The sequence below is a fragment of the Pseudomonas sp. S31 genome (genome assembly GCF_016648105.1).
In the GTDB taxonomy this organism is placed as follows: domain Bacteria; phylum Pseudomonadota; class Gammaproteobacteria; order Pseudomonadales; family Pseudomonadaceae; genus Aquipseudomonas.
On sequence record NZ_JACVVE010000065.1, the window covers coordinates 1 to 21,971 of the forward strand.

General features: G+C 61.4%; 20 protein-coding genes and 1 pseudogene. 11 read left to right on the forward strand and 10 right to left on the reverse strand.

The window, feature by feature from the left end; genetic code table 11:
• Positions 1 to 105: 105 nt before the first annotated feature.
• The 4 genes from IAE37_RS27525 to IAE37_RS27540 all read right to left on the reverse strand — a co-directional run bounded on the left by IAE37_RS27525 (position 106) and on the right by IAE37_RS27540 (position 2,044).
• The gene (locus IAE37_RS27525; protein WP_201178609.1) at positions 106 to 387 is read right to left on the reverse strand and encodes a DUF3077 domain-containing protein; all 282 of its coding nucleotides are present in this window, start codon (positions 385 to 387) and stop codon (positions 106 to 108) included.
• A 156-nt stretch (positions 388 to 543) separates the two neighbouring features.
• Positions 544 to 786, reverse strand: a complete 243-nt coding sequence (locus IAE37_RS27530) for a hypothetical protein (RefSeq protein ID WP_201178610.1) — start codon at positions 784 to 786, stop codon at positions 544 to 546.
• 333 nt (positions 787 to 1,119) lie between these two features.
• On the reverse strand, positions 1,120 to 1,635 hold the full coding sequence (locus tag IAE37_RS27535; protein ID WP_201178611.1) for a GrpB family protein: 516 nt from the start codon (positions 1,633 to 1,635) through the stop codon (positions 1,120 to 1,122).
• A gap of 64 nt (positions 1,636 to 1,699) precedes the next feature.
• Entirely contained in the window at positions 1,700 to 2,044 is a 345-nt protein-coding gene (locus tag IAE37_RS27540; protein ID WP_201178612.1) for a DUF7079 family protein, read from the reverse strand.
• A 221-nt stretch (positions 2,045 to 2,265) separates the two neighbouring features.
• Here IAE37_RS27540 and dksA point away from each other — a divergent pair, with 221 nt between their 5' ends.
• The 6 genes from dksA (at position 2,266) to IAE37_RS27570 (ending at position 9,833) form a co-directional block, all read left to right on the forward strand.
• Positions 2,266 to 2,670, forward strand: a complete 405-nt coding sequence (gene dksA / locus IAE37_RS27545) for an RNA polymerase-binding protein DksA (RefSeq protein ID WP_201178627.1) — start codon at positions 2,266 to 2,268, stop codon at positions 2,668 to 2,670.
• Positions 2,671 to 2,781: 111 nt separating this feature from the next.
• Positions 2,782 to 4,827 (forward strand): TonB-dependent receptor, encoded by a 2,046-nt coding sequence (locus IAE37_RS27550; RefSeq protein WP_201178613.1) that lies wholly within the window; start codon positions 2,782 to 2,784, stop codon positions 4,825 to 4,827.
• Positions 4,828 to 5,064: 237 nt separating this feature from the next.
• Complete coding sequence (locus IAE37_RS27555; RefSeq protein WP_201178614.1) at positions 5,065 to 6,468, forward strand: amino acid permease; 1,404 nt, start codon at positions 5,065 to 5,067, stop codon at positions 6,466 to 6,468.
• Between the two features lie 91 nt (positions 6,469 to 6,559).
• Positions 6,560 to 7,900: an NAD(P)/FAD-dependent oxidoreductase gene (locus tag IAE37_RS27560; protein ID WP_236410207.1), complete on the forward strand. Its 1,341-nt coding sequence runs from the start codon at positions 6,560 to 6,562 to the stop codon at positions 7,898 to 7,900.
• Between the two features lie 13 nt (positions 7,901 to 7,913).
• Positions 7,914 to 8,264 carry a cupin domain-containing protein gene (locus IAE37_RS27565; protein ID WP_201178616.1) on the forward strand — a complete coding sequence of 117 codons (351 nt, stop codon included), beginning with the start codon at positions 7,914 to 7,916 and terminating at the stop codon, positions 8,262 to 8,264.
• A gap of 57 nt (positions 8,265 to 8,321) precedes the next feature.
• Positions 8,322 to 9,833 carry a CoA-acylating methylmalonate-semialdehyde dehydrogenase gene (locus IAE37_RS27570; RefSeq protein ID WP_201178617.1) on the forward strand — a complete coding sequence of 504 codons (1,512 nt, stop codon included), beginning with the start codon at positions 8,322 to 8,324 and terminating at the stop codon, positions 9,831 to 9,833.
• Positions 9,834 to 9,906: 73 nt separating this feature from the next.
• Here IAE37_RS27570 and IAE37_RS27575 read toward each other — a convergent pair whose 3' ends face one another.
• The 5 genes and pseudogenes from IAE37_RS27575 to IAE37_RS27595 all read right to left on the reverse strand — a co-directional run bounded on the left by IAE37_RS27575 (position 9,907) and on the right by IAE37_RS27595 (position 15,500).
• Complete coding sequence (locus tag IAE37_RS27575) at positions 9,907 to 11,352, reverse strand: PucR family transcriptional regulator (protein ID WP_201178618.1); 1,446 nt, start codon at positions 11,350 to 11,352, stop codon at positions 9,907 to 9,909.
• A 37-nt stretch (positions 11,353 to 11,389) separates the two neighbouring features.
• Positions 11,390 to 11,596: pseudogene (locus IAE37_RS27580) on the reverse strand (LysR substrate-binding domain-containing protein); the annotation flags it as partial.
• Between the two features lie 168 nt (positions 11,597 to 11,764).
• Positions 11,765 to 13,000: a cytochrome c gene (locus IAE37_RS27585; protein ID WP_201178619.1), complete on the reverse strand. Its 1,236-nt coding sequence runs from the start codon at positions 12,998 to 13,000 to the stop codon at positions 11,765 to 11,767.
• The gene (locus IAE37_RS27590; protein WP_201178620.1) at positions 12,997 to 14,760 is read right to left on the reverse strand and encodes a GMC family oxidoreductase; all 1,764 of its coding nucleotides are present in this window, start codon (positions 14,758 to 14,760) and stop codon (positions 12,997 to 12,999) included. The genes IAE37_RS27585 and IAE37_RS27590 overlap by 4 nt, the downstream gene beginning before the upstream one ends.
• 5 nt (positions 14,761 to 14,765) lie before the next feature.
• Positions 14,766 to 15,500, reverse strand: coding sequence for a gluconate 2-dehydrogenase subunit 3 family protein (locus IAE37_RS27595; protein ID WP_201178621.1), 735 nt, complete (start codon positions 15,498 to 15,500; stop codon positions 14,766 to 14,768).
• Positions 15,501 to 15,749: 249 nt separating this feature from the next.
• Here IAE37_RS27595 and IAE37_RS27600 point away from each other — a divergent pair, with 249 nt between their 5' ends.
• From IAE37_RS27600 to arfB, 4 genes are all read left to right on the forward strand, one after another.
• Positions 15,750 to 17,279, forward strand: a complete 1,530-nt coding sequence (locus IAE37_RS27600; RefSeq protein WP_201178622.1) for a Fic family protein — start codon at positions 15,750 to 15,752, stop codon at positions 17,277 to 17,279.
• A 113-nt stretch (positions 17,280 to 17,392) separates the two neighbouring features.
• On the forward strand, positions 17,393 to 17,785 hold the full coding sequence (locus tag IAE37_RS27605) for a VOC family protein (RefSeq protein WP_201178623.1): 393 nt from the start codon (positions 17,393 to 17,395) through the stop codon (positions 17,783 to 17,785).
• A 24-nt stretch (positions 17,786 to 17,809) separates the two neighbouring features.
• Positions 17,810 to 18,304: a DUF1543 domain-containing protein gene (locus IAE37_RS27610; RefSeq protein WP_201178624.1), complete on the forward strand. Its 495-nt coding sequence runs from the start codon at positions 17,810 to 17,812 to the stop codon at positions 18,302 to 18,304.
• A gap of 8 nt (positions 18,305 to 18,312) precedes the next feature.
• The gene (gene arfB / locus IAE37_RS27615; protein WP_201178625.1) at positions 18,313 to 18,726 is read left to right on the forward strand and encodes an alternative ribosome rescue aminoacyl-tRNA hydrolase ArfB; all 414 of its coding nucleotides are present in this window, start codon (positions 18,313 to 18,315) and stop codon (positions 18,724 to 18,726) included.
• A 13-nt stretch (positions 18,727 to 18,739) separates the two neighbouring features.
• Here the strand turns inward: arfB and IAE37_RS27620 are convergent, their stop codons facing one another.
• The gene (locus IAE37_RS27620; RefSeq protein ID WP_201178626.1) at positions 18,740 to 19,465 is read right to left on the reverse strand and encodes a tellurite resistance TerB family protein; all 726 of its coding nucleotides are present in this window, start codon (positions 19,463 to 19,465) and stop codon (positions 18,740 to 18,742) included.
• Between the two features lie 355 nt (positions 19,466 to 19,820).
• Between IAE37_RS27620 and IAE37_RS27625 the strand changes: the two genes are divergently transcribed.
• Positions 19,821 to 21,887: a TonB-dependent receptor family protein gene (locus IAE37_RS27625; protein ID WP_236410208.1), complete on the forward strand. Its 2,067-nt coding sequence runs from the start codon at positions 19,821 to 19,823 to the stop codon at positions 21,885 to 21,887.
• Positions 21,888 to 21,971: the final 84 nt, after the last annotated feature.

The window sequence follows — 21,971 nt, forward strand, 5'->3', positions numbered from 1 at the left end:
GGGGGCCGCTTTGCGGCCCATCGCGGCACAAGGCCGCTCCTACATTGAGAGTGGGGCGTTCGCGGGTGGGCCGCACCAACAATGGCGGTGGAGGTTTGGCGGCGGTCAGGCCGCGGGGCGGCGGCGCATGCCTAGCTCGGCGTCATCCAGCAGGGCCTTGGCCAGGGCGCTCAGGTAGTGGGAGGCCCAGACGAAATCGGGGTTGCTTTCCATCACGCCGGCGATGGTCAGTTCTCGCACCAGGCCCAATAGCTCGGAGGCCTGTTCGCGGGCGTGTTGGCAGGGGATGCCGGGGGCGATGCAGAACAAAGGTTGGCCGTGGCCGTCGCCTTGATAGAAGTGAGTTTTACCGGGGGTGCAGCGGGTTTCGTGGGTGTCCGTGGTCATTGCGATCTCTCCCTGAAATCTTGGGTGCCTGGGCTGGCCTTATCTCGGGCAAGCCGGTTCCTACACGGGATCACCGCCAAGCTGGGGGGACCGTGGTGAGCAAGGTAGGAGCGGGTTTACCCGCGAACGGGCCAGCCCAGGCATAGCGTGATGTGGCTAGTGGCGCGCCGGCGGATGAGCGGGTATCTGGACCTGGGCCATGGCTGACTCGAGCAATTGGCGTAGCGCCTCCAGCTCGTGCATTACCGCCGTCAGCAACATTGACACCGGTGCCTTAGGCCGCATCAGAACAGCCTGCTGTGCGACGGCTTCTGCGCAGAGCGCATAGTCCGAGGCCATCAACAGGGTCTCTTCGAGGGAGTAGGGGGAGTTTGGTGGATCGGGGACTATCTTCAGCATCATTCGGTCCTAGATGAAGCGACCAGCGCTTGCTGTCAAACAAGTGGTGGCAACTGTGAGTGGGTTGACAGACCGGAAGGACCAAACCGGCGCACACGGGGGTGCCCCACACACAGCTGCCATAGGCAGAACCGTGCGGTTGGTCATTGTCAGCCTGTCAAAGCTAGTCGTTGATATGCAACGACTCATCGAGACTAGAGCGCTGACTGAGCAACCGCAACGTAAAACAGACCGCAACAGTATCTTTCCGAAACGTCCTACAAGAAAGAGCCTAAATCTGATTTTCTTCGATCATTTCGTAGCAATTAGAGGAGGGCTGACCAGGCAAACCGATCATTCATCTACACCCAATCCGGCCTCTAGCAACGCCCCGAGAATGAAGGGCGCCTTCCCCTCCAGATAATCCGCCATGCCGCCAGTATTGCTGGCCTCCAGTTGCAGCTTCAGCTCCGCATACTGCTGGCGGATCAGGGCATCGCTGCGCAGTAAATCCCGAAACCCAAGCATCTGCCTGATCGAAACATGCCCCCGCGTGCAAACGTGGAGCTTGTGGGTACGCACCCCGTCCACATTGCGCCGGTAGAAGTGATGCCCTGGCGACAAATCGCTGCCTCGCACATACCCCAGCCCCTGCAACACCTCGTCCCGCGCCGCTTCATTGCACTGCTGCTCCACCTCGATCAGCACATCGATCTCGGGCTTGGCCACAAGCCCCGGAACAGCTGTGCTGCCGACGTGATGAATGGCCTGGAGTTCATTACCGAAGGCCGTGGCGATGAGTGGCTTGTCTGCCTGGAAGCGGGCAGGCCAGTCGGGGTCGTAGGGGGTGATCTTGCTGGTCAGTGCCATGTCCAATCCTTGGCGGCAAACAGGTGGGCGGCGGATTGTCGCTCAAGGCGCCAACGAATCAAAGTCAGTGAAAGCTCGCCGGCAACCGCAATGCCACCTGGGCCCAACATCGGCTGATTTCCTCCGCCGCCATGCCGAACCGCGGAACACGCGCAGGCGCTTGGCTGACCTGGAGATGTTGCAGCAACCAATCGTCCGGCCAGCCTACCCATTCGCCTGCCACGCTGTGCAGGTTGGCTTTCAGTACCGGGAATACTTCGTTCCAGAGGATGGTTTGGATCTCATCGGCTGAATAGCCGCTCTCGGCCACGATCCGCGCTACATAGGCGAACTGGGTGTCGTCCAGTTCAACGTCGAGGAACAGTTCTGAAAGGGCCCGCCAAATGGGCAGGCGACGGGGGGCGATCATTTGAGGTGTCCGGGGGATTTTTCCATGAGGATTCGGCATTTTGTCGTGCAGGTTTCCGGCGTGGCAACTGCTGTGGGCCATTCGCGGGCAAGCCCGCTCCTACAGGATTGTTGTAGGGCCATTCGCGGGTAAACCCGCTCCTACAGGGAGTCTGCTGCTGGTGGAAGTTATTGTTACGTTATAACATGAGAGGCTTGATTCAAGACTTGGGGATGCCCGCGATGACAGAGCAAGAGCTGCTTTCAATGCCAGACGACGCCTACATGGACGCCACACAGCAGGCGTTTTTCCGCACGCTGTTGCTGGCCCAGCGCACCGAGCTGCAGGCGCGGATCTCTGGCGAATTCCAGGCCATGCGCGAGTTCGAGCCCAGCAGCGACCCTTCCGACCTGGGCACGGTCGAGGAGCAGCGGCACTGGCAACTGCGCCTGCTGGAACGCGAAAAAAAGCTCCTGGACAAGATCGATGAAGCCCTCGAGCGGCTCTCTCGCGGCGACTACGGCTGGTGCCAGGACACCGGCGAACCCATCGGCCTACGGCGCTTGCTGCTACGCCCAACCGCGACGCTGTGCATCGAAGCCAAAGAACGACAAGAGCGCCAGGAGCGGCACATGCGGGAAGGCTGACCGCTCCCGCAGCTTACGCAACACAATTCAAAACATCGGAAGGCTGTCTCTATGTATGGAAGTATGAAACGCGGCAGGGTATGGGTTCTGACTGGCGCGGCACTGACAGGAATGGGCGCATGGGAACCTGTGACCGCGCTGGAAGTTGAGGCGCCAGAAGTGGCCGAGCTGGAGGCGATCGAAGTCACGGGGCAGGGCGGGCACAACGGGCGCCCCGATCCATTGGCGCGCAGCAAGGTCAGCAATGCAGCGCAGAGCCTGCCTGCGGCGGTGTCGACGATCACCGATGAAGAGCTACGCACCCTCAATGTGGATCGCGACATCTCCAACATCTACCGCCGCGTGCCAGGCGTGGTAGCCAACAACATCGACCAGGGCGACACCGGAAACGGTTTTCGCATGCGTGGCTTCGCCACCAATGGCACCCACGGTGCGGACGTGGCGGTGTATGTGGATGGCGTGCCGCAGAACATCCCCTCCAGCCAAGGTGGCGCAGGGCATGGGCCGGTGTTCATGGAGTGGCTGACGCCGCAGATGATCAAGCGCGTCGATGTCATCAAGGGGCCGGTCTCGGCGCTGTTCGGCGACCAGAACCGCGCGGGTGCCGTGAATATCGAAACCCTCGATGGCGGTGATGTCGCGTCGAGCATCGGGCTGGACATCGCAAGCTATGACGGGCGCCGGGCCAACCTGGTGCTGGCGGGTGAACATGAAGGCTTCGAGTCGCTGTTCGTGGCCGATGTGTACAAGACCAATGGCTATCGAAAGGCTGCCGAAACCAACCGCGACAACTATTTCTGGAAGCTCTCCAAGGTTTTCGACGACGCCAAGTATTCGGCTCGGTTCAGCCACTACGAGTCGGATTTCAAGAACGATGGTTACCTGAACCTGCCTGCACTGCGAGCGGGCACCATCAGCCGGCGCGACACCGATAACCTGTACGGCTTCGGCAATGCCAATCGCAACACCATCGTCTTCAATCGGGCTCCAGCCTATGACGAAGCTGGCCTGTACTACACCGGTTACTACGAGAATTTCAGGCGCGTGCGGGCGATTTCCAACGGTACTGTCACCCACAACTACGGCAAGGATGACCGCGATATCTATGGCGGGCGGGTCGCCTACAACTTCGTCCATCAAGACACGGCGTCATTGATGGTCGGGGCGGATGTTCGTCGCGACAAAGGCGATGCCTTCCGCCAGCAATACCGGGACTTCGAGCCGACGCCGAATTTCTACTACGACTTCGACATGGATCTGATCACCTACGGCGTATTCGCCCAAGGCCAGTACAAACCCTTCGAGTCACTCAAGCTGCTGGCCGGAGTTCGCTACGATCGCTTCGACTATGACATCGACAACCTGAAATTCCGCGACGCCGATACGGGCTATCACAGCTCTGTCACCACGCCGAAGTTCGGTTTGGTCTGGACGCCGATCGAGCAACTCGACCTGTTCACCAACGTGGCGCAGGGATTTCGTTCACCGGCTGCGGAATACATCAGCTCCGGTAGCAGCAGCGCGCTGCCGCCGAGCCAGACCGGCGGGCAGATCAACGGCGATGTGCGGCCGAGCAAGGTCAAGTCCTACGATATCGGCTTCACGGTGAGGCCTACGGAGCGGTTCTCGAACACCACCGAGTTCTACTACATCGAGAACGACAGCGAGACCGTGCAGACTTCGCCCGGGGTCTACGAGCAAGTGGGCGACACCACGCGGCGCGGGGCAGAAACGAGCTTCAATTACCAGGTGTCGTCAACGGTCAGCACCTACATGAGCTACGGGCGCATCATCGATGCGGTGATCAACAACCCGCCAGCGGGTACCGGTGCGCTGTTGGTGGTGCCGGAGCATACCTACAAGGCGGGTGTGCAGTACCGCAATGGGTTCATGAATGGCCAGTTGACCCTGAACGCGGATGTGTACCACCTGGACGGCATTCCCTATTACATCGGGACCGAGAAGCACGAGATGCCGCCCTATACGCGGTATGACCTGCGGGCGAGTTATGACTATCAGGATTATCAGTTCAGCGTGTATGGCACGTTCCAGCCTCATCGGTATGGGACTGAGATTGCCTACGGCACGAGCAGTGGGCTGGTGATCGTGCCGCAGCCTTCGACGACGTTGGGGGCTTCGGTTCGCTATTACTTCTGACCGTGCGACTGGGGCTGGCCGGGGCCGCTGTGCGGCCCATTCGCATGCCGCCTGAACGGCACTTGAGGCGCGTTCAACCTGAACGAATTGACGCCTTTTTTCTTGCAATTGTCCGTTTGTACATCTGTATGAATTGAACGGTTCGTCTCTGCAATTTGACGATGTTCAGCGCATTCCTGGCTGCTTAATCTCCTCCCCAGGCTGCGTTGACCATTAATAATTAGAAGGAGACAACCAGTGCCTATCCAGTCAGAACATGATCCTCGCCTCAAGCGTGCGCTCAAGACTCGACACATCAGCATGCTTGCCCTGGGCGGCGTGATTGGTGCCGGTTTGTTCGTCGGCTCCAGTGCGGTAATCGCCTCCACAGGGCCCGGTGCCTTCATCACTTACGCGATCACCGGCCTTATCGTCGCACTTGTCATGCGCATGCTCGGCGAGATGGCCGCAGCGCATCCCGCCAAAGGTTCTTTTGTCGATTATGCCCGCCTGGCATTCGGTCGCCCGGCTGGGTACATGACTGGGTGGCTGTACTGGTATTTCTGGGTCATCGTCGTGGGCTTCGAAGCCGTGGTCGGTGGGCAGATCATCAATGCCTGGCTACCGGGTATTCCTGTGTGGGTCATTGCGCTGGGGCTGATGATCAGCATGACCTTGCTGAACTTGATGTCGGTGCATTCGTTTGGTGAGGCAGAGTACTGGTTCGCCGGTGTGAAGGTGGCCGCTATCATCGTGTTCCTGGTGGTGGCAGGTGCCTATGTCTTCCATCTGTGGCCCAACTCCACTGCCAGCTTCGCCAACCTCACCCAGCACGGCGGCTTCTTGCCCCATGGCGTCGGTTCGCTGTTCACGGGTGTGGTCGTGGTGATTTTCTCCATGACCGGCGTCGAGGTAGCCACCTTGGCCGCCGCTGAATCGGAAGACCCGTCGCGTAACATCCGCAAGGCTGTCAACACAGTGATGCTGCGCATCCTGGTGTTCTTCGTGCTGGCCACCTTCTTCATCGTTGTCGCTCAGCCTTGGACCGCGCAGGTTCCAGGCAAGTCGCCCTTCGTGAGCACGCTCGAGCACATCGGCATTCCAGGCGCTGGCGACATGCTCACCGTGGTCATTCTGGTTGCGGTGCTGTCGGTGCTGAACGCCGGGCTCTACACCTCATCGCGCTTGCTCTACGTGCTGGCCGCCAACGGTGAAGCGCCTCGCTGGATCGCGGGCGTGAACAGCAAAGGCGTGCCTGCTCGCGGTGTCATTGCCTCCACCTTGGTTGGCTACGGCTGTGTGGTGATCGCTGCCCTGTGGCCAGACACCGTGTTCCAGTTCCTCATCAACTCCTCGGGCACGGTATTCCTGTTCGTCTACCTGATGATCTGCCTGTCGCAGCTCAAGCTTCGCCGCAAATGGGTGGCCGAGGGCTCTTTGAAGTTCGCCATGTGGTGCCATCCATGGCTGCCGTTATTGGTCACGGCGTCGATCATTGCCGTACTGGTAAGCATGGCGTTCGATCCCTCCATGCAGGTCAGCCTGCTGCAGTGCCTGATCGCAATCGTTGCCATTGCCATCTCTTACATAGGCTTGCAGATGTCGCGAAACCGACGCGAGCGAGCGCTGAGCCAGGTTCAGCCGGCGACCGACAAAATCTAGTTTCTCGCTTTACCACCCTTGTTCCAGGCATCAATGGGAAGCCAACAGCATGTCAGCCAAATCAGTTTTGTCCCAGTTACCGAACCGGCCCTTGTGGTTCGAACCTGCCCAGCCGCGTATGCGCCTGGAAGGCGACAGCCAGGCCGATGTGGTGATCGTCGGTGCCGGTTACACAGGGTTGTGGACGGCCTACTACTTGCTCAAGAGCGACCCGAGCCTGCGTGTGGTGCTGCTCGAGAAACGCGAAGTGGGCTTCGGCGCCTCGGGGCGCAACGGCGGGTGGGCATCGGCGATCTTCCCGATTTCCCTCGAGCGCGTCACCCAGATGTACTCGCACGGCGCTGCCCTGCGTTTACAGCAGGCCATGAACGAAACCGTCGATGAAATCGGCCGTGTACTCGCTCTCGAGGGCGTCGAGGCAGACTTCGCCAAGCAGGGTTTCATGTCCCTGGCGCGCAGTGCGCCGCAAATGGCCAGGGCGCGTGCGGCCGTGGAGGCCTCAGCGCGTTTCGGCCTGCCAGATCAATGGCGTGTACTTGAAGGTGCCGAAGCGCAAGGCCGCGTAGGTGCCCAAGGCACACGAGGGGGGCTTTACACCGAGCATTGCGCCTTGATCCACCCGGGCAAGCTCGTGCGTGGCCTGGCGCGTCTGGTGGAAAGCATGGGCGCGAAGATCTACGAGCAGTCTGCGGTAACGCAAATGGCGCCAGGTGTGGTGCAGACCTCGCACGGCTGCGTAACAGCAGAAATCGCCGTGCGCGCGACCGAGGCCTTTACCTCCCAGCAGCCAGGGCACTCACGGTTCGTCATTCCGCTGTACTCGCTGGTGCTGGCCACCGAGCCACTGCCTCGCGAACTGCTGGGCAAGCTCAACCTCGATCACCGCATGGCATTCAACGACATGCGCCACCTGCGGGTTTATGGCCAGGTCACGGCCGAAGGTCGTCTGGTCTTCGGAGGCCGCGGCGCCCCCTATAACTGGGGCTCGCGCATGACCGACGAAGCCGATCTGGTCGACAGCATCCACGCCAAGATCCACGACACCTTGGTCGAGTTCTTCCCGGACCTCGTCGATGCGCGCATCACCCACCGTTGGGGTGGGGCATTGGGCGTGTCGCGCGACTGGTGCCCCACGGTCAGCATCGACCGCAACAATCGCATGGCCTGGGCCGGCAACTACGTGGGCGATGGCGTGGCCACCAGCAACCTGGCCGGGCGCATCTTGCGCAACCTGATTCTTGAGCGTGAAGACGACGTCAACACGCTGCCTATCGTCAATCACCGCTCGCCTTCCTGGGAGCGCGAACCACTGCGCTGGCTCGGTATCAACAGCGGGCTGACCGCCGCCTCGCTGAGCGATATCGAAGAGCGCTTCACTCATCGTCCATCTCGCACTGCAATGTTGCTGGAAAAGCTGACGGGTGCACATTGAAGAGGAACCAACCGTGACGACTTTCACGATCATCAAGTCCGCTGCGATTCAATCGTTGCCACTGAACCCTGCCGGCCAGCGCGCTGGCGCCGACAAGGGCGATCCGCAGATCGCCATTCAGACCCTGGCCCCCGAGGCAGTCGGCAACCTGGGTGTCTGGGAATGCCAGCCAGGTGGTTGGCCGGTGATAAACCGTCCCGATACCGAATTCACCTACATCATTTCCGGGCGTGCCTTGCTGACTGACGACCAGAGCAAGGAAGTCGTGGAAGTCACCGGTGGTGACCTCATCATCCTGCCGCCGGGTTGGACCGGGCGCTGGGACGTGATCGAGACCGTGCGCAAGGTCTACGCCATTTATTGATTGCCCGGCGGGGCAGCGTCCCGCGCGGTTTACCTATTTCGAGATGTGAGAGCAAAGATGACCACCACCATTACCAACTGGATCTCTGGCGCCCGTGCCGATGCCACCAGCGGCCTGCAGCAGTCTGTCTACAACCCCGCTACCGGCGCTGTCACAGGTCAGGTGCAATTGTCGGCACCGAAGGATGTGGACGCTGCCGTAGCCTCGGCCAAGGCAGCCTTCCCGACGTGGAGCAACCTGTCGCCGCTGCGCCGTTCGCGCGTGCTGAACAAGTTCCTGGCGCTGCTGAATGAGCACAAAGACGACCTGGCCCGCATGATCACCGCCGAGCATGGCAAGGTCTTCACCGACGCCCAGGGCGAGGTGATGCGTGGCATCGAGATCGTCGAGTTCGCCTGTGGCGCGCCGCAGTTGCTGAAAACCGATTTCACCGATCAGGTGAGCACCAACATCGACAACTGGACCCTGCGCCAACCGCTGGGCGTGGTGACCGGCATCACCCCGTTCAACTTCCCGGTGATGGTGCCGATGTGGATGTTCCCGGTCGCCCTGGCCACCGGCAACACCTTCGTCCTCAAGCCAAGCCCGCTGGACCCGAGCCCGAGTCTGTTCATCGCCGAGCTGCTGAAGCAGGCCGGCCTGCCGGACGGCGTGTTCAACGTGGTGCAGGGTGACAAGGATGCGGTCAACGCACTGATCGAGCACCCAGACGTGCAAGCTGTCTCCTTCGTCGGCTCGACCCCGATCGCCAACCACATCTACGAAACCGGTGCCCGCCACGGTAAGCGCGTGCAGGCCCTGGGCGGCGCCAAGAACCACCTGGTGGTGATGCCCGATGCCGACATCGACCAGGTTGTCGATGCACTGATCGGTGCAGCCTACGGTTCGGCCGGCGAGCGTTGCATGGCCATCAGCGTCGCTGTGTTCGTCGGTGAAGAGACGGCAGAAAGAGTCATGCCGAAACTGATCGAGCGGACCCTGGAGCTCAAGGTGCTCAACGGCACCAACCTCGAAGCGGAAATGGGGCCGATCGTGACCCGTGCTGCCCACGAGCGCATCACCGGTTACATCGAACAAGGCGTGAAGGAAGGCGCTACGCTGCTGGTCGACGGTCGGGCGTTCAACGGCCAAACGGCCGGTGAGGGCTGCGCAGAGGGCTTCTGGATGGGCGGTACGCTGTTCGACAACGTCACCCCGGACATGCGCATCTACAAGGAAGAGATCTTCGGCCCGGTGCTGGCCTGCCTGCGGGTCAAGGACTTCGCTGAAGCGGTGGACCTGATCAATGCCCACGAATTCGGCAACGGCGTGAGCCTGTACACCCGCGATGGCCACATCGCCCGTGAGTTCGGTCGCCGTATCCAGGTGGGCATGGTCGGCATCAACGTGCCGATCCCGGTGCCGATGGCCTGGCATGGCTTCGGTGGCTGGAAGAAAAGCCTGTTCGGCGACATGCATGCCTATGGCGAGGAAGGGGTGCGTTTCTACACCAAGCAGAAGAGCATCATGCAGCGCTGGCCGCAGGGCACCGCCAAAGGCGCTGAGTTTGCGATGCCTACCAGCCACTAAGGTAGTAGGCTAAACGCTGGAGAACGGCCCCGCCCACGCAGCGGGGCCGTTTGCATTCATGTACCGGTACGGTTCAGTGGTTGTGCAGTAGCTCGGTATTCTTGCCCGCCTGCAGCGCGATCCAGAACCGGGCGATGCCTTGGGTCGTCGTGGGGCTGAACCCCGTCAGTTGTTCAACCAGCTTTATTCGGTAGACAAGCGTCTGGCGGTGAATGCCGAGGTCCAGTGCGCTGGCTTTCCAGTTACCGTCATTGTTCAGAAAAGTCGTCAGGGTCTTCAGCAGCGATGCGTTTTGAACCCGGTCGTGTTCGATGAGCGGGCCCAGATAGCGTGCCACCAGGGCTCGTGCCTCTGCCAAGGATTTAGGCGCCATGATCAAACCGGTATCCGCTTCGCCATAGCGCAGGGTCGACGCATTCAGCTCGGCTGCCTGTGTCAGCGCAAGACGGGCCTGGCGTGCCGCTTCCCTGTAGCCGGTTGCCGTGGTGATAGGACCGCTGATACCGATTTGTGTACCTGCGCCCAGGCCTGCGAGAAGCGCCTGAAACAGGGCGCCGTCATCACGACTGATCGCGAGCAGCACGTTGCGCTCGGCCAGCAGCAGGGGCGTTGCTGCGTACAAGGCAGGCGCATGATGGATGTCGTCGAGGGTCCGAAGGCCTTCGCTTCCCGGTTGGATTGCCAGTGCCACGAGAGTGCCGGTCAATCCTCGGCGTTCAAGCATTGGCCGGGTAAGGGTCAGCTCGACGTCGCTGTCGAGCAGGTTGTGCAGCAACGCAGCGCCTTCCTCGCGTTGATGGTCCCGAACAATCATCTGGCGCTCCAGTTCGACGCCCAACAGGCCTACCAGTGAGCGGACCAGTATCGAATCATCGAGAGAGGGATGAGGGCGCCGGCTGATGAGCAGGTTGGCCTGGGCCCGTCCGCCAATCGGGATGCGCTCGACGTTATCTGGAGCCACGCCTGAAGCATGCCTGCTCTCGACGATGTGGGTGCCAGTGAGGGCATCTTCAATCGCCAGGTCTACCTCGAGATTCTTGGCAAGAATGGACAGGCGGCCAGACATTTCCGGCTCCATGCGTAATGCTTGAGCGTAGGTCTGGAACAGCCGCTCACTGGCATTGAAACGCTCGCGTTGCGCCTGCAACACACTCTCGATGACATAGTGCGAAAGCTTGACGAACTCAAGCTCGAAGCTCGCGTGCAGCAGAGGGAACAGCAGGCGATCCGCAGCCTCCAGTAGGTCTGTGGACAGCTCGGGCGCATCATCGCGTGGGGCTATGACCAATGCGCTTGCGTTGCTCTGTACCAGCTTTTCCAGCCATTCCACTTGCGCTGAAGCTTCATGAGGCATGCCCACGCCGGTGGTCATCACCAGATCGCCCGGCGATACCCACCGCCATGGGTCGGGAAGATCCACAGTGTGAGCCCAAGTGATCAGCCTGGCTGTGCCTGCCAGGCCGGCCAACGCTTGCAGCTTCAATGGGTCGACGGCAATGAGTTCGTGCACTGAAAGCATGAAAATTCTCGCTTCATGGAGTTACGCGTGTTTTAGAATTATCCAGTACACGTATCAAGCTACCGTTGTCGATGTGAGGAGCGAATTCCTCCTCAGGCAGCCAGGGGACTCCCAACCCCGCCAATGCCGCGTCCACGACGTTGGGGGAGGTATTGAACGCCAACTGTCCGTCCACTCGGACGTTGACCTGTTTGTCTTTGCGTTGAAAGTCCCAGACATACAACCCACCACCGGTCTGCACCCTGGCCAAGCTGGATGCGATCTGGCCGGGGCCTGGCGGCGAAGCACCTCAGGCGTATGCTTGGTAGGGGGTATTTGCTGAGTGGCAGGGCCGCTGAGCGGCCCATTCGCGGCGGGTGCAGCTGGGTTGAGCAGACGCGGCGGCGCGACCCGCCGCGTCTGCTGTCCGGCTTCAGGTACCGCTGTCGCTCTGCAACGTATCGCGCAGCTTGGCCACATCCCCGGCGCTCACCGGCTCGGCGGCGTTGCCCCAGCTGTTGCGGATGTAGGTCAGCACATCGGCGATGTTTTCATCCGACAGATTCCAGGCGAACGATGGCATGGCCGGGCCGGTAGGCGCCGCATCGGTGCTCCCAGCGCGGTTGCCGGCCAACACCACGCGAATCAGCGAGGTGGGGTCCTGGGTGTTGACCAGCGGTGCGTTGGCCAGCCTCGGGAACAACGACGCAATCCCTTCACCGTCAGGTGTGTGGCAACCGGAACAGCGGTCCTCGTAGACACTCCGGCCGGCCTTCATCACCGGGTCATCGGCCGCCATCGCCTGGGGCTTCTGGTGGTCGTGGTCGAGGTCCTTGAGGTACACGGCCACCGCCTTCAGGTCATCGTCACGCCAGTGCTGGGTGGAATGCTCGACGGCTTCGGCCATGGGGCCTGAGGCGATGTCGAAGCGGTTGGCACCGGTCTTCAGGTAACTGACGATGTCGGCCTCGGTCCATTCGCCCAGGCCCACGTGGGCGGCCCCGGTGATGTTCGGGGCCATCCAGCTTTGCAGCGCACCGCCCTGGAGGAACGCCGCCTCTTTGTCGCCGCCGATCAGGTTCTTCGGCGTGTGGCAGCTACCGCAGTGGCCCAGGCCCTGCACCAGGTAGGCGCCGCGGTTCCATTGCGGGCTCTTGTCGGGGTCAGGGTGGAACTGGTCCTGGGTGAAGTTGAGCCAGTTCCACGCCGTCATGCTCAGGCGAACGTTGAACGGGAAGGGCAGCTGGTTGGTGTCGACCTCGTTGTGCACCGGCTCTACGGTGCGCAGGTAGGCCCACAGCGCCAGGTTGTCCTCGCGGCTGACCTTGGTGTACGCGGCATAGGGCATGGCCGGATACAGCTGCTTGCCGCCACGGGCATGGCCGCGGTCCATGCTGGCCTGGAAGTCCTCGAAGGTCCAGCGGCCGATACCGGTTTGCGGGTCGGGGGTGATGTTGGCGCCCAGTAGCTTGCCGAACGGCGTGTCGATCGTCACGCCACCCGAGAACAGCGGCTTGCCGGGGATCGTATGGCAGGCCGTGCAGTCCCCGAGCGTGGCGATGTAGCGGCCTTTCTCGACCAACTCGTAGGAGTCCTGGCCGGCCACTGCATGGGCACCGGCGCTGGCGGTGGCGAGCAGGGCGAAGCTTGCGCTGAGGAGGGTTTTCATACGCTGATCATCTCCCCGGGCTGCTTGAGGTACTGGGTGCGAATCGCATGGGCGGCCTTGAACGCCAGCGCGCCAACGGTGCCCGTGGGGTTGTAGCCGGGGTTCTGGGGAAACGCCGAGGCGCCGACCACGAACAGGTTGGGCACGCCCCACACCTGCAGGTGCTTGTTCACCGAGCTGGTGGCAGGGTCGGCGCCCATGATGAAACCGCCGACCACGTGGGAGGATTGGTAGGAGGTGTTCGACCACGGTCCCTTGCGCGGGTTGGCGAACATCATCTTCGGGTTCAGCGCCTTGGCGATCTCGGCAGTCTTGGCGGTCACGTATTGCGCCATGCGCAGGTCGTTCTCGGTGAAGTCGAAGGTGATGCGCAGCAGCGGCCTGCCGTGAGGGTCCTTGAAGTGCGGGTCGAGCGACAGGTAGTTGGTGCGGGCGCTGTAGTTGCTGGCCTCGCAGCCGATGGACATGTTGTTGGCGTAGTACTGGGCGGTGGCTTTCTTCCACTGCTTGCCCCAGCGTGGAGTACCCGGCGGCACAGGGCGCGAATTGATCGGCGCGGCGCCGATGGGGGTCACCCGGGTGCTGCCGCCGCCGACGAAGCCGAGGCCGGCGTGGTCGAAGTTGTCGTTGTTGAATTCATCGATGCCCATGCCGATGGCGCCGCCACCGATGAAGGGGTTGAACTGCTTGTCATCGAAGAACAGCTGCACGTTGTTGGCCGTCTGGTAGGCATAGTTGCGGCCAGTGGTGCCGGTGTTGCTGATCGGGTCGTAGGGTTGGCCGATGCCCGAGAGCAGCATCAGGCGCACGTTCTCGAAGGTGAAGGCCGCCACCACGACGATGTCTGCCGGCTGCTCCCACTTCTGGCCGTTGGCGTCGACATAGATGATGCCGGTGGCGCGCTTGCCGGTGCTGTCCTTGGTGACTTCCAGCACTTCGCAGTGGGTGTTGGCGGTGAAGTTGGGCATGCGTACCAGGGCCGGCAGCACATTGACGATGGCGCTGGCCTTGGAATAGTTGGCGCAGCCGTAGTTGGTGCAGAAGCCGCAGAAGGTGCAGGGGCCCATGGTCACGCCGTACTGGTTGGTGTAGCCCTGGGAGGCCAGCGCCGACGGCACCGGGAATGGCTTGTAGCCCAGGTTGCGTGCCGCTTCGGCGAACAGCGTCGGGGCGTAGGTCTGCTTGGTGGGCGGGTTGGGGTATTCCCTGGACCGCGCGCCTTCATAGGGGTTGCCGCCTTCGACCAGGTTGCCGCCGATGTTGCCGGCCTTGCCAGATACCCCCGCCACGCGCTCGAAGGCGTCGTAGTGCGGCTCCATCTCTTCCCAGGTGGTGCCCCAGTCCTGCAGGGTCAGGCCTTCGATGGCCTGGCTGCCGTAACGCTCGGTCAGGTGGCTCTTGAGGCGGAACTCCTCGGGCTGGAAGCGAAACGTGATGCCGGCCCAATGGTTGCCGGCGCCACCGGTGCCATTGCCCGGGTGGAAGGAGCCCCAGGTGCGCATCGGCAGCGCGGTCTCGTTGACGCTGTTGCGCAGCGTGCAGGTATTCTGCCGGGTGCGCAACATCAGTTCCTGGCGGGTGACATAGCGCAACTCGTCCGCTGCCGAGGCGATGTTGAAGTCAGATGCCGTGTCGCGCCACGCACCGCGTTCGAAGCCCGACACCCGCAGGCCTTCGTCGGCCAGTTCCTTGGCGATGATCGAGCCGGCCCAGCCGAGCCCCACCACCACGACGTCGGTTGCTGGAAGTTTCTTCGCCATGTCGCTCATCCTTTGCGGCTCCATGCAGAGCTGCCGATGATCGACAGCGGGACCAGGTCCAGCTTCTCGTTGTGCCGGTCGATATAGGGGCGGTAGTCATAACGCGCGCCTGGGAAGCCGAGCATCTTCCAGCTGGCCATGTCGCGGTTGCCGCCGTAGATCGGGTCGGCGAAGAAGCCTTCCATGGTGTTCTGCAGCAGCTGTGCGAAGAACACCTTCGAGTCGATGCCGTCGAAGCTGAGTTTTCCGGCTTCCATGTCTTCGAGCACCTTGTCGCGCTGCTCGCCGTCCAGTTCGCTGAAGCGTTTGCCGAAGCTGGCCTGGCAGTACTTGCCAAGCTGCTCCAGGCCGATGCGGTAACGCTCGCGGGGCAACTGGTCCGAGCCTGGTTCGATGTCGGCCACGAACGGCCCTTGCTGGTAGAGCCGTTCGTAGGTGCCGTAGTGGCCGGCCAGCTGGCGGTCGATGAACACGGCGCAACCGGCCTCCTTGCCGCTGACCGACAGTTCGTCCGCGGGGATCAGCTGCTCGACGATGGCCTCGATCTCGCGGGCCTGCTCGGCACTCAGGAACTCCCAGCCCTTGGGGTCATAGTGCAGGGGGCCGTTGTGGTCGAATGGCAGCCACTGGGGCACGCCGCTGATGGTGGCAGCCTGGGCACTGACAGCTACGCCGGCTGCAACAGTGGCCGAGGCCTTGAGCAGCGAGCGACGGCTCACGCACGGGGCATCTTTAGGCATTGGAACTCCTCGAAGGCCGGTCCGCATCGCTGCCCGGCTCTGTCATCAGGTTGGGATTGGATCCAAAACTTACGACAGCGAGGCGGCTTGGGACGTTCATTCATTGAAGAGGGCGCATTACTTCAACAAGTGCTGGAGCGCCAGCCATCTGGAAACTTAAGAAAAAACCGGCATAATCCTGGAAACTGAAAATTAAAGCGCTGTGCTGAAGATAAGCTCAGCGGCGCCACGATTATTGAGGATTAATGCATGCGCTCAGTGGGCTACGCGCATCTGCGCAACAGATTGGCGGTCAGCGCACTACCACTGAAACGGCCTGCCGTCGTCCAGCCGGTCACGCGGATCGGAGAAATTGGGCGCACGCTAGCCGTGCCTCAGCGGCAGGCCCCTGAAGAGCATGATCTGCTGGGTCACGTCCTGTTTGCCCTGAAGCATGAGGGCATCAATCTTACGATTCTCGCCCAGGTCCTGCCGCATATACCGGTCGAGGACTTCGCTGCCGCCTTGCACGGTTCTCCCAATGGCGTTTACCTCCGTAAAGCCAGCTTTTTGAGAGAGAGTTTCAGCGGCGAACAGATTCCGCAGGCATCTCCAGTCACTGGCGCATACGCCCCACTCTTCGACCCTGCGCGATACATCACTCGGCCTGGCGACCGAAACCCTAGATGGCGGATCGAATTCAACGGGCTCGGCGACTTATCGTACTGCGCGTGCGTGGAGCGATCGCCTGAGGTATCAGCCCTTCTTGAGCATGACATCATAGGGCGAGCCAGGGAATTCATTGAATCACTTGCGCCAGTGATGATGGATAGGGCGATTCAGTGGGCATACCTTCACGAAACGCAGGACTCGTTCGCGATCGAAAAAGAAGCCCCCACCGAGGACAAGTCCCGGCGCTTCATTCAGTTGCTGCGCCAGGCGCATGAGCGGCTTCCACTGACTGAAGACTACTTGGTACAACTGCAGAACGCTGCCATCTCGAACCCGTACGATCTCGCCGCAGCGTTTCGGCACGAGCAGAACCACCTGGCCAATGGGCTGCAAGGCGCAGCGGGGGTGAGCTATGTCCCGCCTCCGCCGGAGCTTTGCCGTGAGTTGATGGAAGGGTTGATGCGCTTCGCTAATACGGCACCCCAACAGGTAGATCCGCTGGTCGCTGCCGGCATCATCTCCTTCGGTTTCGTTTTCCTCCACCCATTCATGGATGGCAATGGCCGGCTCTCGCGCTTCCTCATTCATCACGCGCTTTGCCAAAGCGGCGCCTTGGAGAATGGCCTGTTACTACCCGTTTCGGTCGCGATGAAGCGAGAGGAGCGGATGTACATGGAGACGCTCCAGTTGTTTTCCCGGCCTGTGCGGGATTTCTGGGAGGTCAATTGGATAGATTTTGACCAGTACAGCTTCGACTTCCAAGGTTCAGACGCGATTTACCGCTATTGGGATGCGACCGCCAGCGTAGTGTTTACCTGTCAGATGGCCAAGCGTGCGCTTGAGGTTGAACTACGCGAGGAAACCGTATTCCTGGCGAACTATGACGCTGTCTACAAAGCGGTCGATGAGAAAACAGACGTCCGTGGCAGCGACCTCGCGAACCTGGTGATGATGTGCCTCTCCAATGGCGGGGTGGTTTCGAAAAATCGGCGTAAGCAGTACCTCTACAGGGTGCCGGAACCGATCTTCGATCTTATCGAGCAGACAACCCAGCAGGTTCTGTTTGAGCAGCGTGCTGCGATGGAGGAGCATCTCAGGGGTGGTTCGCCAGTAGTGGACGATGCCTAGTTATTGGCGAGGCCCGTCATTGCACAAAAGCGGCTCAATACCACGTTGCACTGAATCAAGGCCTGCGGATGGAGTCTTAGACATTACCTGTCAACAGGCTATTGGAGGCCCTCATGCTCAGTTACCTTTGGATCGGTGCCAACGACGTCAACGCATCCACCGCCTTCTACGACTCGATCCTGCTGCCACTCGGCTACACCAAGGACGACTCCGAAGATGTCAGCAGCTACGCGCTCCCCAACACCCCAGACAAGCTCAACGGCCCCGGCACGGTGCACGTAGGCAAACCCTTCGATGGCGGTCCTGCCACCCCGGCCAACGGCATGATGCCAGCGTTCCGTACCCAATCCCGCGACCAGGTCGACGCGCTGCATGCAGCTGGCGTGGCCCATGGCGGCACCAGCGAGGGTGCTCCGGGAACTCGCGCCATTTATACTCCCGATTTCTATGTCGCCTATCTGCGAGACCCGACCGGCAACAAGCTCGCGGTGTTCTTCAGTGGGTGACGCACAGGGTGACAGGGGTATCCAATGCTTTTTGTGGTACTGCTCGGCGGCAAGCATCCGCGGGCAAAGATAGAGGTGCACGACGTCGCGTTCGTCGTCGCCGACACGCTGGAGCAAGCCTATCCGCAACTGCGTGAGAGCTGGTTCGGCAGCCCCAAGGGCCTGCATATCGATTCATGGATGGCCATCGAGGGCGTCGAGGGTTGGCGCGTGGAGCTCAGCCCGCTGGCGCCGTTGCCGGGTGCGCCGCGCCTGTACTTCATCAACCTGGGCGGCTACGAGGCACGGACGTTCGGCGAAGCGCATCATTACCAGTTGGTGGTGGCCAGGGACATGCGCGAGGCCAAGGAGAGAGGCAAGCGGCAGATCGCCTCGCATTGGCAAAAAGCCCACACCGATGCGTTGCTCGACGTGGATGACTGCCTGCCCATCGATGCGGTGGGCGGGCGCTATGTGCATCTGGTCGAAGGGCCGCATGCTGGGGTCGTGCAGCGCAACGACTACATCGTGCTCGCATAGGCATCGTCATGCTGACCATCTCCAACAACGTGCACGTGCCGGATGCCGAGATCGAACTGAGCTATATTCGCGCCCAGGGCGCGGGTGGGCAAAACGTCAACAAGGTGTCCAGCGCCGTGCACCTGCGCTTCGACATCCGCGCCTCATCGCTGCCCGAGTTCTACAAGGAGCGGCTGCTGGCGCTGCGTGACAGTCGCATCACCGGCGACGGCGTGTTGATCCTCAAGGCCCAGCAGTACCGCACCCAGGAGCAGAACCGCGCTGACGCGCTGGCGCGCCTGGCCGAGCTGATCATCGCCGCCGGCAAGACCGAGAAGAAACGCCGCCCCACCAAACCGACCCTTGGTTCCAAGACTCGTCGCCTCGAAGGCAAGGCCAGGCGGAGCACGGTCAAGGCGGGTCGGGGCAAGGTGGATTTCTAGTGCGTCTTGGCCATCAAGCGGTGCCCTTGGCCTGCTGTTCCAGGTGCACCTGCAAGGTCGGATCGAGTTGCAGGGCGCTGGCCAGTTCATCCAGGTAGGCCCGCTCGGCGGCCTGCTGGTCATCCACCAGCATCACGCTGGCGAGGTACATTTCTGCGGCCATGGCCGGGTCCTGGGCCGACTGAGCCACGTCGGCGGCATCCAGTGGCTTGCTCACTTCCTCGTCCAGCCATCGCTGCAATTGCGGGTCGTTGGTGTGGCGTTGGATTTCCGCGCGGATCAGCTGTTCTTCCTGCTCGTCGATGCGGCCGTCGGCCTTGGCGGCGGCAATCAGTGCGCGCAGGATGGCGTGGCTATGGTCCTCGACCTCAGGGCCGGACAATTGGTCGACGGTGCGCATGGCCTGCTGCGGTGCGCTGGCCTGGCTGCGTTGCCAGCTTTGATAGGCCTTGAAGGCCATCATGCCCAACGACGCCAGGGCTGCGTAGTTGATGCCACTGGCAGGGCGCCCCTGGGTGGAGCTGCCCGTGCTACCAGCACCGCCACCGCCCAGCATGCCCCCCAGTAGATCACCCAGGCCGCCACCGCCAGCCTTGAAATTGCCGCCGCCAAGCAGACCGCCCAGCAAGCCGCCCAGGCCGCCCAGGCCGTCTTGTGCCGACGTGCCGCTACTGCCTTGTTGCGTTTGCGAGCGTTGTCCTGCTCGCAGCAGCTGTTCGAGTAGATCGCTGGTGTTCATGGCACCGCCCTCGGTGGGTAATGGTTAACGACCGAATAAAGATAGTGTCCATGCGCCGATCCGGTTTGACCGTTTGGCATTTATCTCCAACAGCGTGGCTGTCTGCTTTACAACATGCTTCCGACACCCGCCGTGGTATTCAACAGTTCGCCAGCCATCGATCGTGATAAAACCGCTGTCTGTAGCCTATATCACCAGTTGGCCCACAACTTGCTCCGCTTATTTCGAGATTGACTATGCCAATAGAAACTCGCCTAATTTAATTCAGGTGGGGAGCAAGACCTTGAAACATCAACATCAGGTAAATTCTGCCAAATTTCGCCATTCATCCCTGTTCGCTGTCAGCAGCGCTCTGTTGACCTTCACCCCATTGGCCTTCGCTGCCGATTCCGACTCGAGTAGCGACAAGCGCCTGGGCACGGTCACCGTCCAAGCTGCCAAACAGACGCCTGCCCAGGTTGCCCAAGGCAAACTCGACGAGGTTGCTGGTGGCACCAGCCTGGTGACGCAGGCCGAAGTGGAAAAAGGCCGCTCGGCCACCTTGGAAGATACCCTGGCTTACCAGCCCGGCGTCTACGCTCAATCCGCGGGCGGTAACGACGCTATCAAGATTTCCATCCGCGGTTCCGGCGCCAACACGTCGCCAGGCTATTTTCGCGAGGGCACCAAGTTTCTTTTCGACGGCCTGGCACTAACCGGCGCCGGTGGCACCCCTTACGAACTGTTGGATACTCAGGGTCTGAACTATACCGAAGTCCTGCGTGGCGCCAATGCCTTCGAATACGGCGCCCTATCGCTGGGGGGGGCGATCAACTTCGTGACCAACTCCGGGCTTACTGCACCGGGTAACCGCATCAAACTCGAAGGCGGTAGTTTCGGCTGGCAGAAGCAGACCTTGAGTACTGGGGGCGTGGCCGGTAACGCCGATTACTACGTCAGCGTCGACAACTCCAGGCGCGACGGCTACCAGGACTTCACCTTCACCAAGGCCAAGGGCGTGGTCAGCAACTTCGGTTACCGCTTCAACCCCAAGCTGGAAACGCGCCTGTACATCCGCTACCGCGAGGAATACCACGAAAACGCTGGCGCCCTGACCCTGGCGCAGCTCAAGCACAATTCCAAGCAGACCAACGCCGCCACCTACACGACCCGTGGCGATTCCACCAAGCGTGGCTCAACCTGGGTAGGCAGCAAGACCACCTACACCTTCGATGACGACGCGACCCTCGAAGCCGGCCTGGTGTACCACAACTACCCGCAAATTCTCAGCCGCAAGAGCACCGTCAACCCCAACTTTTGGGACTGGCGCGATATCAATTACTCACTCAAGTACAGCCGTAGCGACGAGCTGCTCGGCCTAGCCAGTACGACCACCATCGGCTGGAGCAGCACCGAGCACATCCGGTCTGGCGTGCGCACCTACAGTGGCGACAAGGATCTGGGCATCCTGCAGAAGCAGGTCGAATACGATGGCTCGTTCGACCATGTGTTCACCCTGGGCAATGACCTGGGCCTGACCGACAACCTGTACCTGGCGACCGGCGTGTCAGCGATCGAGATCAAGCGCGACATCAACGTTACCTTCAGCGACCGCAGCAACACCAGTGGCTTGCCTGACCACTACAAGTACGATGAATGGAAGCTCGCGCCACGCATCGGGCTGCGTTACTACATCGCCCCGGACGTGCAGCTGTTCGCCAACGCCAGCCGCACCATCGACCCGCCAAGTTCGTGGTCCAGTTCGGGCTCCGGGGTAACCAGCAACTACGCCAAGCCGCTGGTGCCGCAAGCGGCCAACACCGTCGAGTTCGGCATCAAGGGCAAGGCCGGGATTTTCGACGGCAGCCTGGCGCTCTACAAATCGTGGGTCAAGAACGAGCTGCTCAACGTCGAGGTGCTTCCCGCCACCAGCACCTCTGCCGCTGTGGTGTCTACGTCCAACGCCTCGCCAACCATTCACCAAGGGATCGAGGCGGGGCTGACTACACGCCTGTGGCAAGGCGCCAACGGCGACAGCCTCACCTGGCGCCAGGCCTACACCCTCAACGACTTCCACTACGAAAACGACCCGCTGTTCAGCAAGAACGAACTGCCGGGCCTGCCCAAGCATATCTACCAGGGCGAGCTGCAGTACCAATGGGCCAGCGGCTTCTACGCCGGGGTCAACCTGCGCACGGCCTCGAAGACTGCGGTGGACTACGCCAACAGCTTCTACGCGCCTTCCTATACATTGTGGGGCGCACGTTTTGGTTACGATGATCCAGGCAAGTCTTGGCAGGTGTACCTGGACCTGAAGAACATCACCGACCAGGACTACGTGACCGCCGTATTGCCGACCTACAATTCGCAGGGCAGGGACGTGGCGTCGTTGTATCCGGGTGATGGTTTTGGCGCGTTCACTGGTGTGACCTACAACTTCTGAGGCCACGCAGTACCTGCACAAACAACGCCCTGGCGCGATCCCTTGTGAGCGGCCTCGCCGGCGAGGCCGCTTGTGAACGGCGAG

Excerpts from the sequence above, each read along its gene's own strand:
- IAE37_RS27610 (WP_201178624.1), top strand. The coding sequence starts at position 17,810 with ATGCTTTTTGTGGTACTGCTCGGCGGCAAGCATCCGCGGGCAAAGATA.
- IAE37_RS27550 (WP_201178613.1), top strand. The coding sequence starts at position 2,782 with ATGGGCGCATGGGAACCTGTGACCGCGCTGGAAGTTGAGGCGCCAGAA.
- IAE37_RS27525 (WP_201178609.1), bottom strand. The coding sequence starts at position 387 with ATGACCACGGACACCCACGAAACCCGCTGCACCCCCGGTAAAACTCAC.
- IAE37_RS27575 (WP_201178618.1), bottom strand. The coding sequence starts at position 11,352 with ATGCTTTCAGTGCACGAACTCATTGCCGTCGACCCATTGAAGCTGCAA.
- IAE37_RS27595 (WP_201178621.1), bottom strand. The coding sequence starts at position 15,500 with ATGCCTAAAGATGCCCCGTGCGTGAGCCGTCGCTCGCTGCTCAAGGCC.
- IAE37_RS27570 (WP_201178617.1), top strand. The coding sequence starts at position 8,322 with ATGACCACCACCATTACCAACTGGATCTCTGGCGCCCGTGCCGATGCC.
- IAE37_RS27605 (WP_201178623.1), top strand. The coding sequence starts at position 17,393 with ATGCTCAGTTACCTTTGGATCGGTGCCAACGACGTCAACGCATCCACC.
- dksA (WP_201178627.1), top strand. The coding sequence starts at position 2,266 with ATGACAGAGCAAGAGCTGCTTTCAATGCCAGACGACGCCTACATGGAC.
- IAE37_RS27600 (WP_201178622.1), top strand. The coding sequence starts at position 15,750 with ATGCGCTCAGTGGGCTACGCGCATCTGCGCAACAGATTGGCGGTCAGC.
- IAE37_RS27585 (WP_201178619.1), bottom strand. The coding sequence starts at position 13,000 with ATGAAAACCCTCCTCAGCGCAAGCTTCGCCCTGCTCGCCACCGCCAGC.
- IAE37_RS27590 (WP_201178620.1), bottom strand. The coding sequence starts at position 14,760 with ATGGCGAAGAAACTTCCAGCAACCGACGTCGTGGTGGTGGGGCTCGGC.
- IAE37_RS27620 (WP_201178626.1), bottom strand. The coding sequence starts at position 19,465 with ATGAACACCAGCGATCTACTCGAACAGCTGCTGCGAGCAGGACAACGC.
- IAE37_RS27535 (WP_201178611.1), bottom strand. The coding sequence starts at position 1,635 with ATGGCACTGACCAGCAAGATCACCCCCTACGACCCCGACTGGCCTGCC.
- arfB (WP_201178625.1), top strand. The coding sequence starts at position 18,313 with ATGCTGACCATCTCCAACAACGTGCACGTGCCGGATGCCGAGATCGAA.
- IAE37_RS27530 (WP_201178610.1), bottom strand. The coding sequence starts at position 786 with ATGCTGAAGATAGTCCCCGATCCACCAAACTCCCCCTACTCCCTCGAA.
- IAE37_RS27540 (WP_201178612.1), bottom strand. The coding sequence starts at position 2,044 with ATGATCGCCCCCCGTCGCCTGCCCATTTGGCGGGCCCTTTCAGAACTG.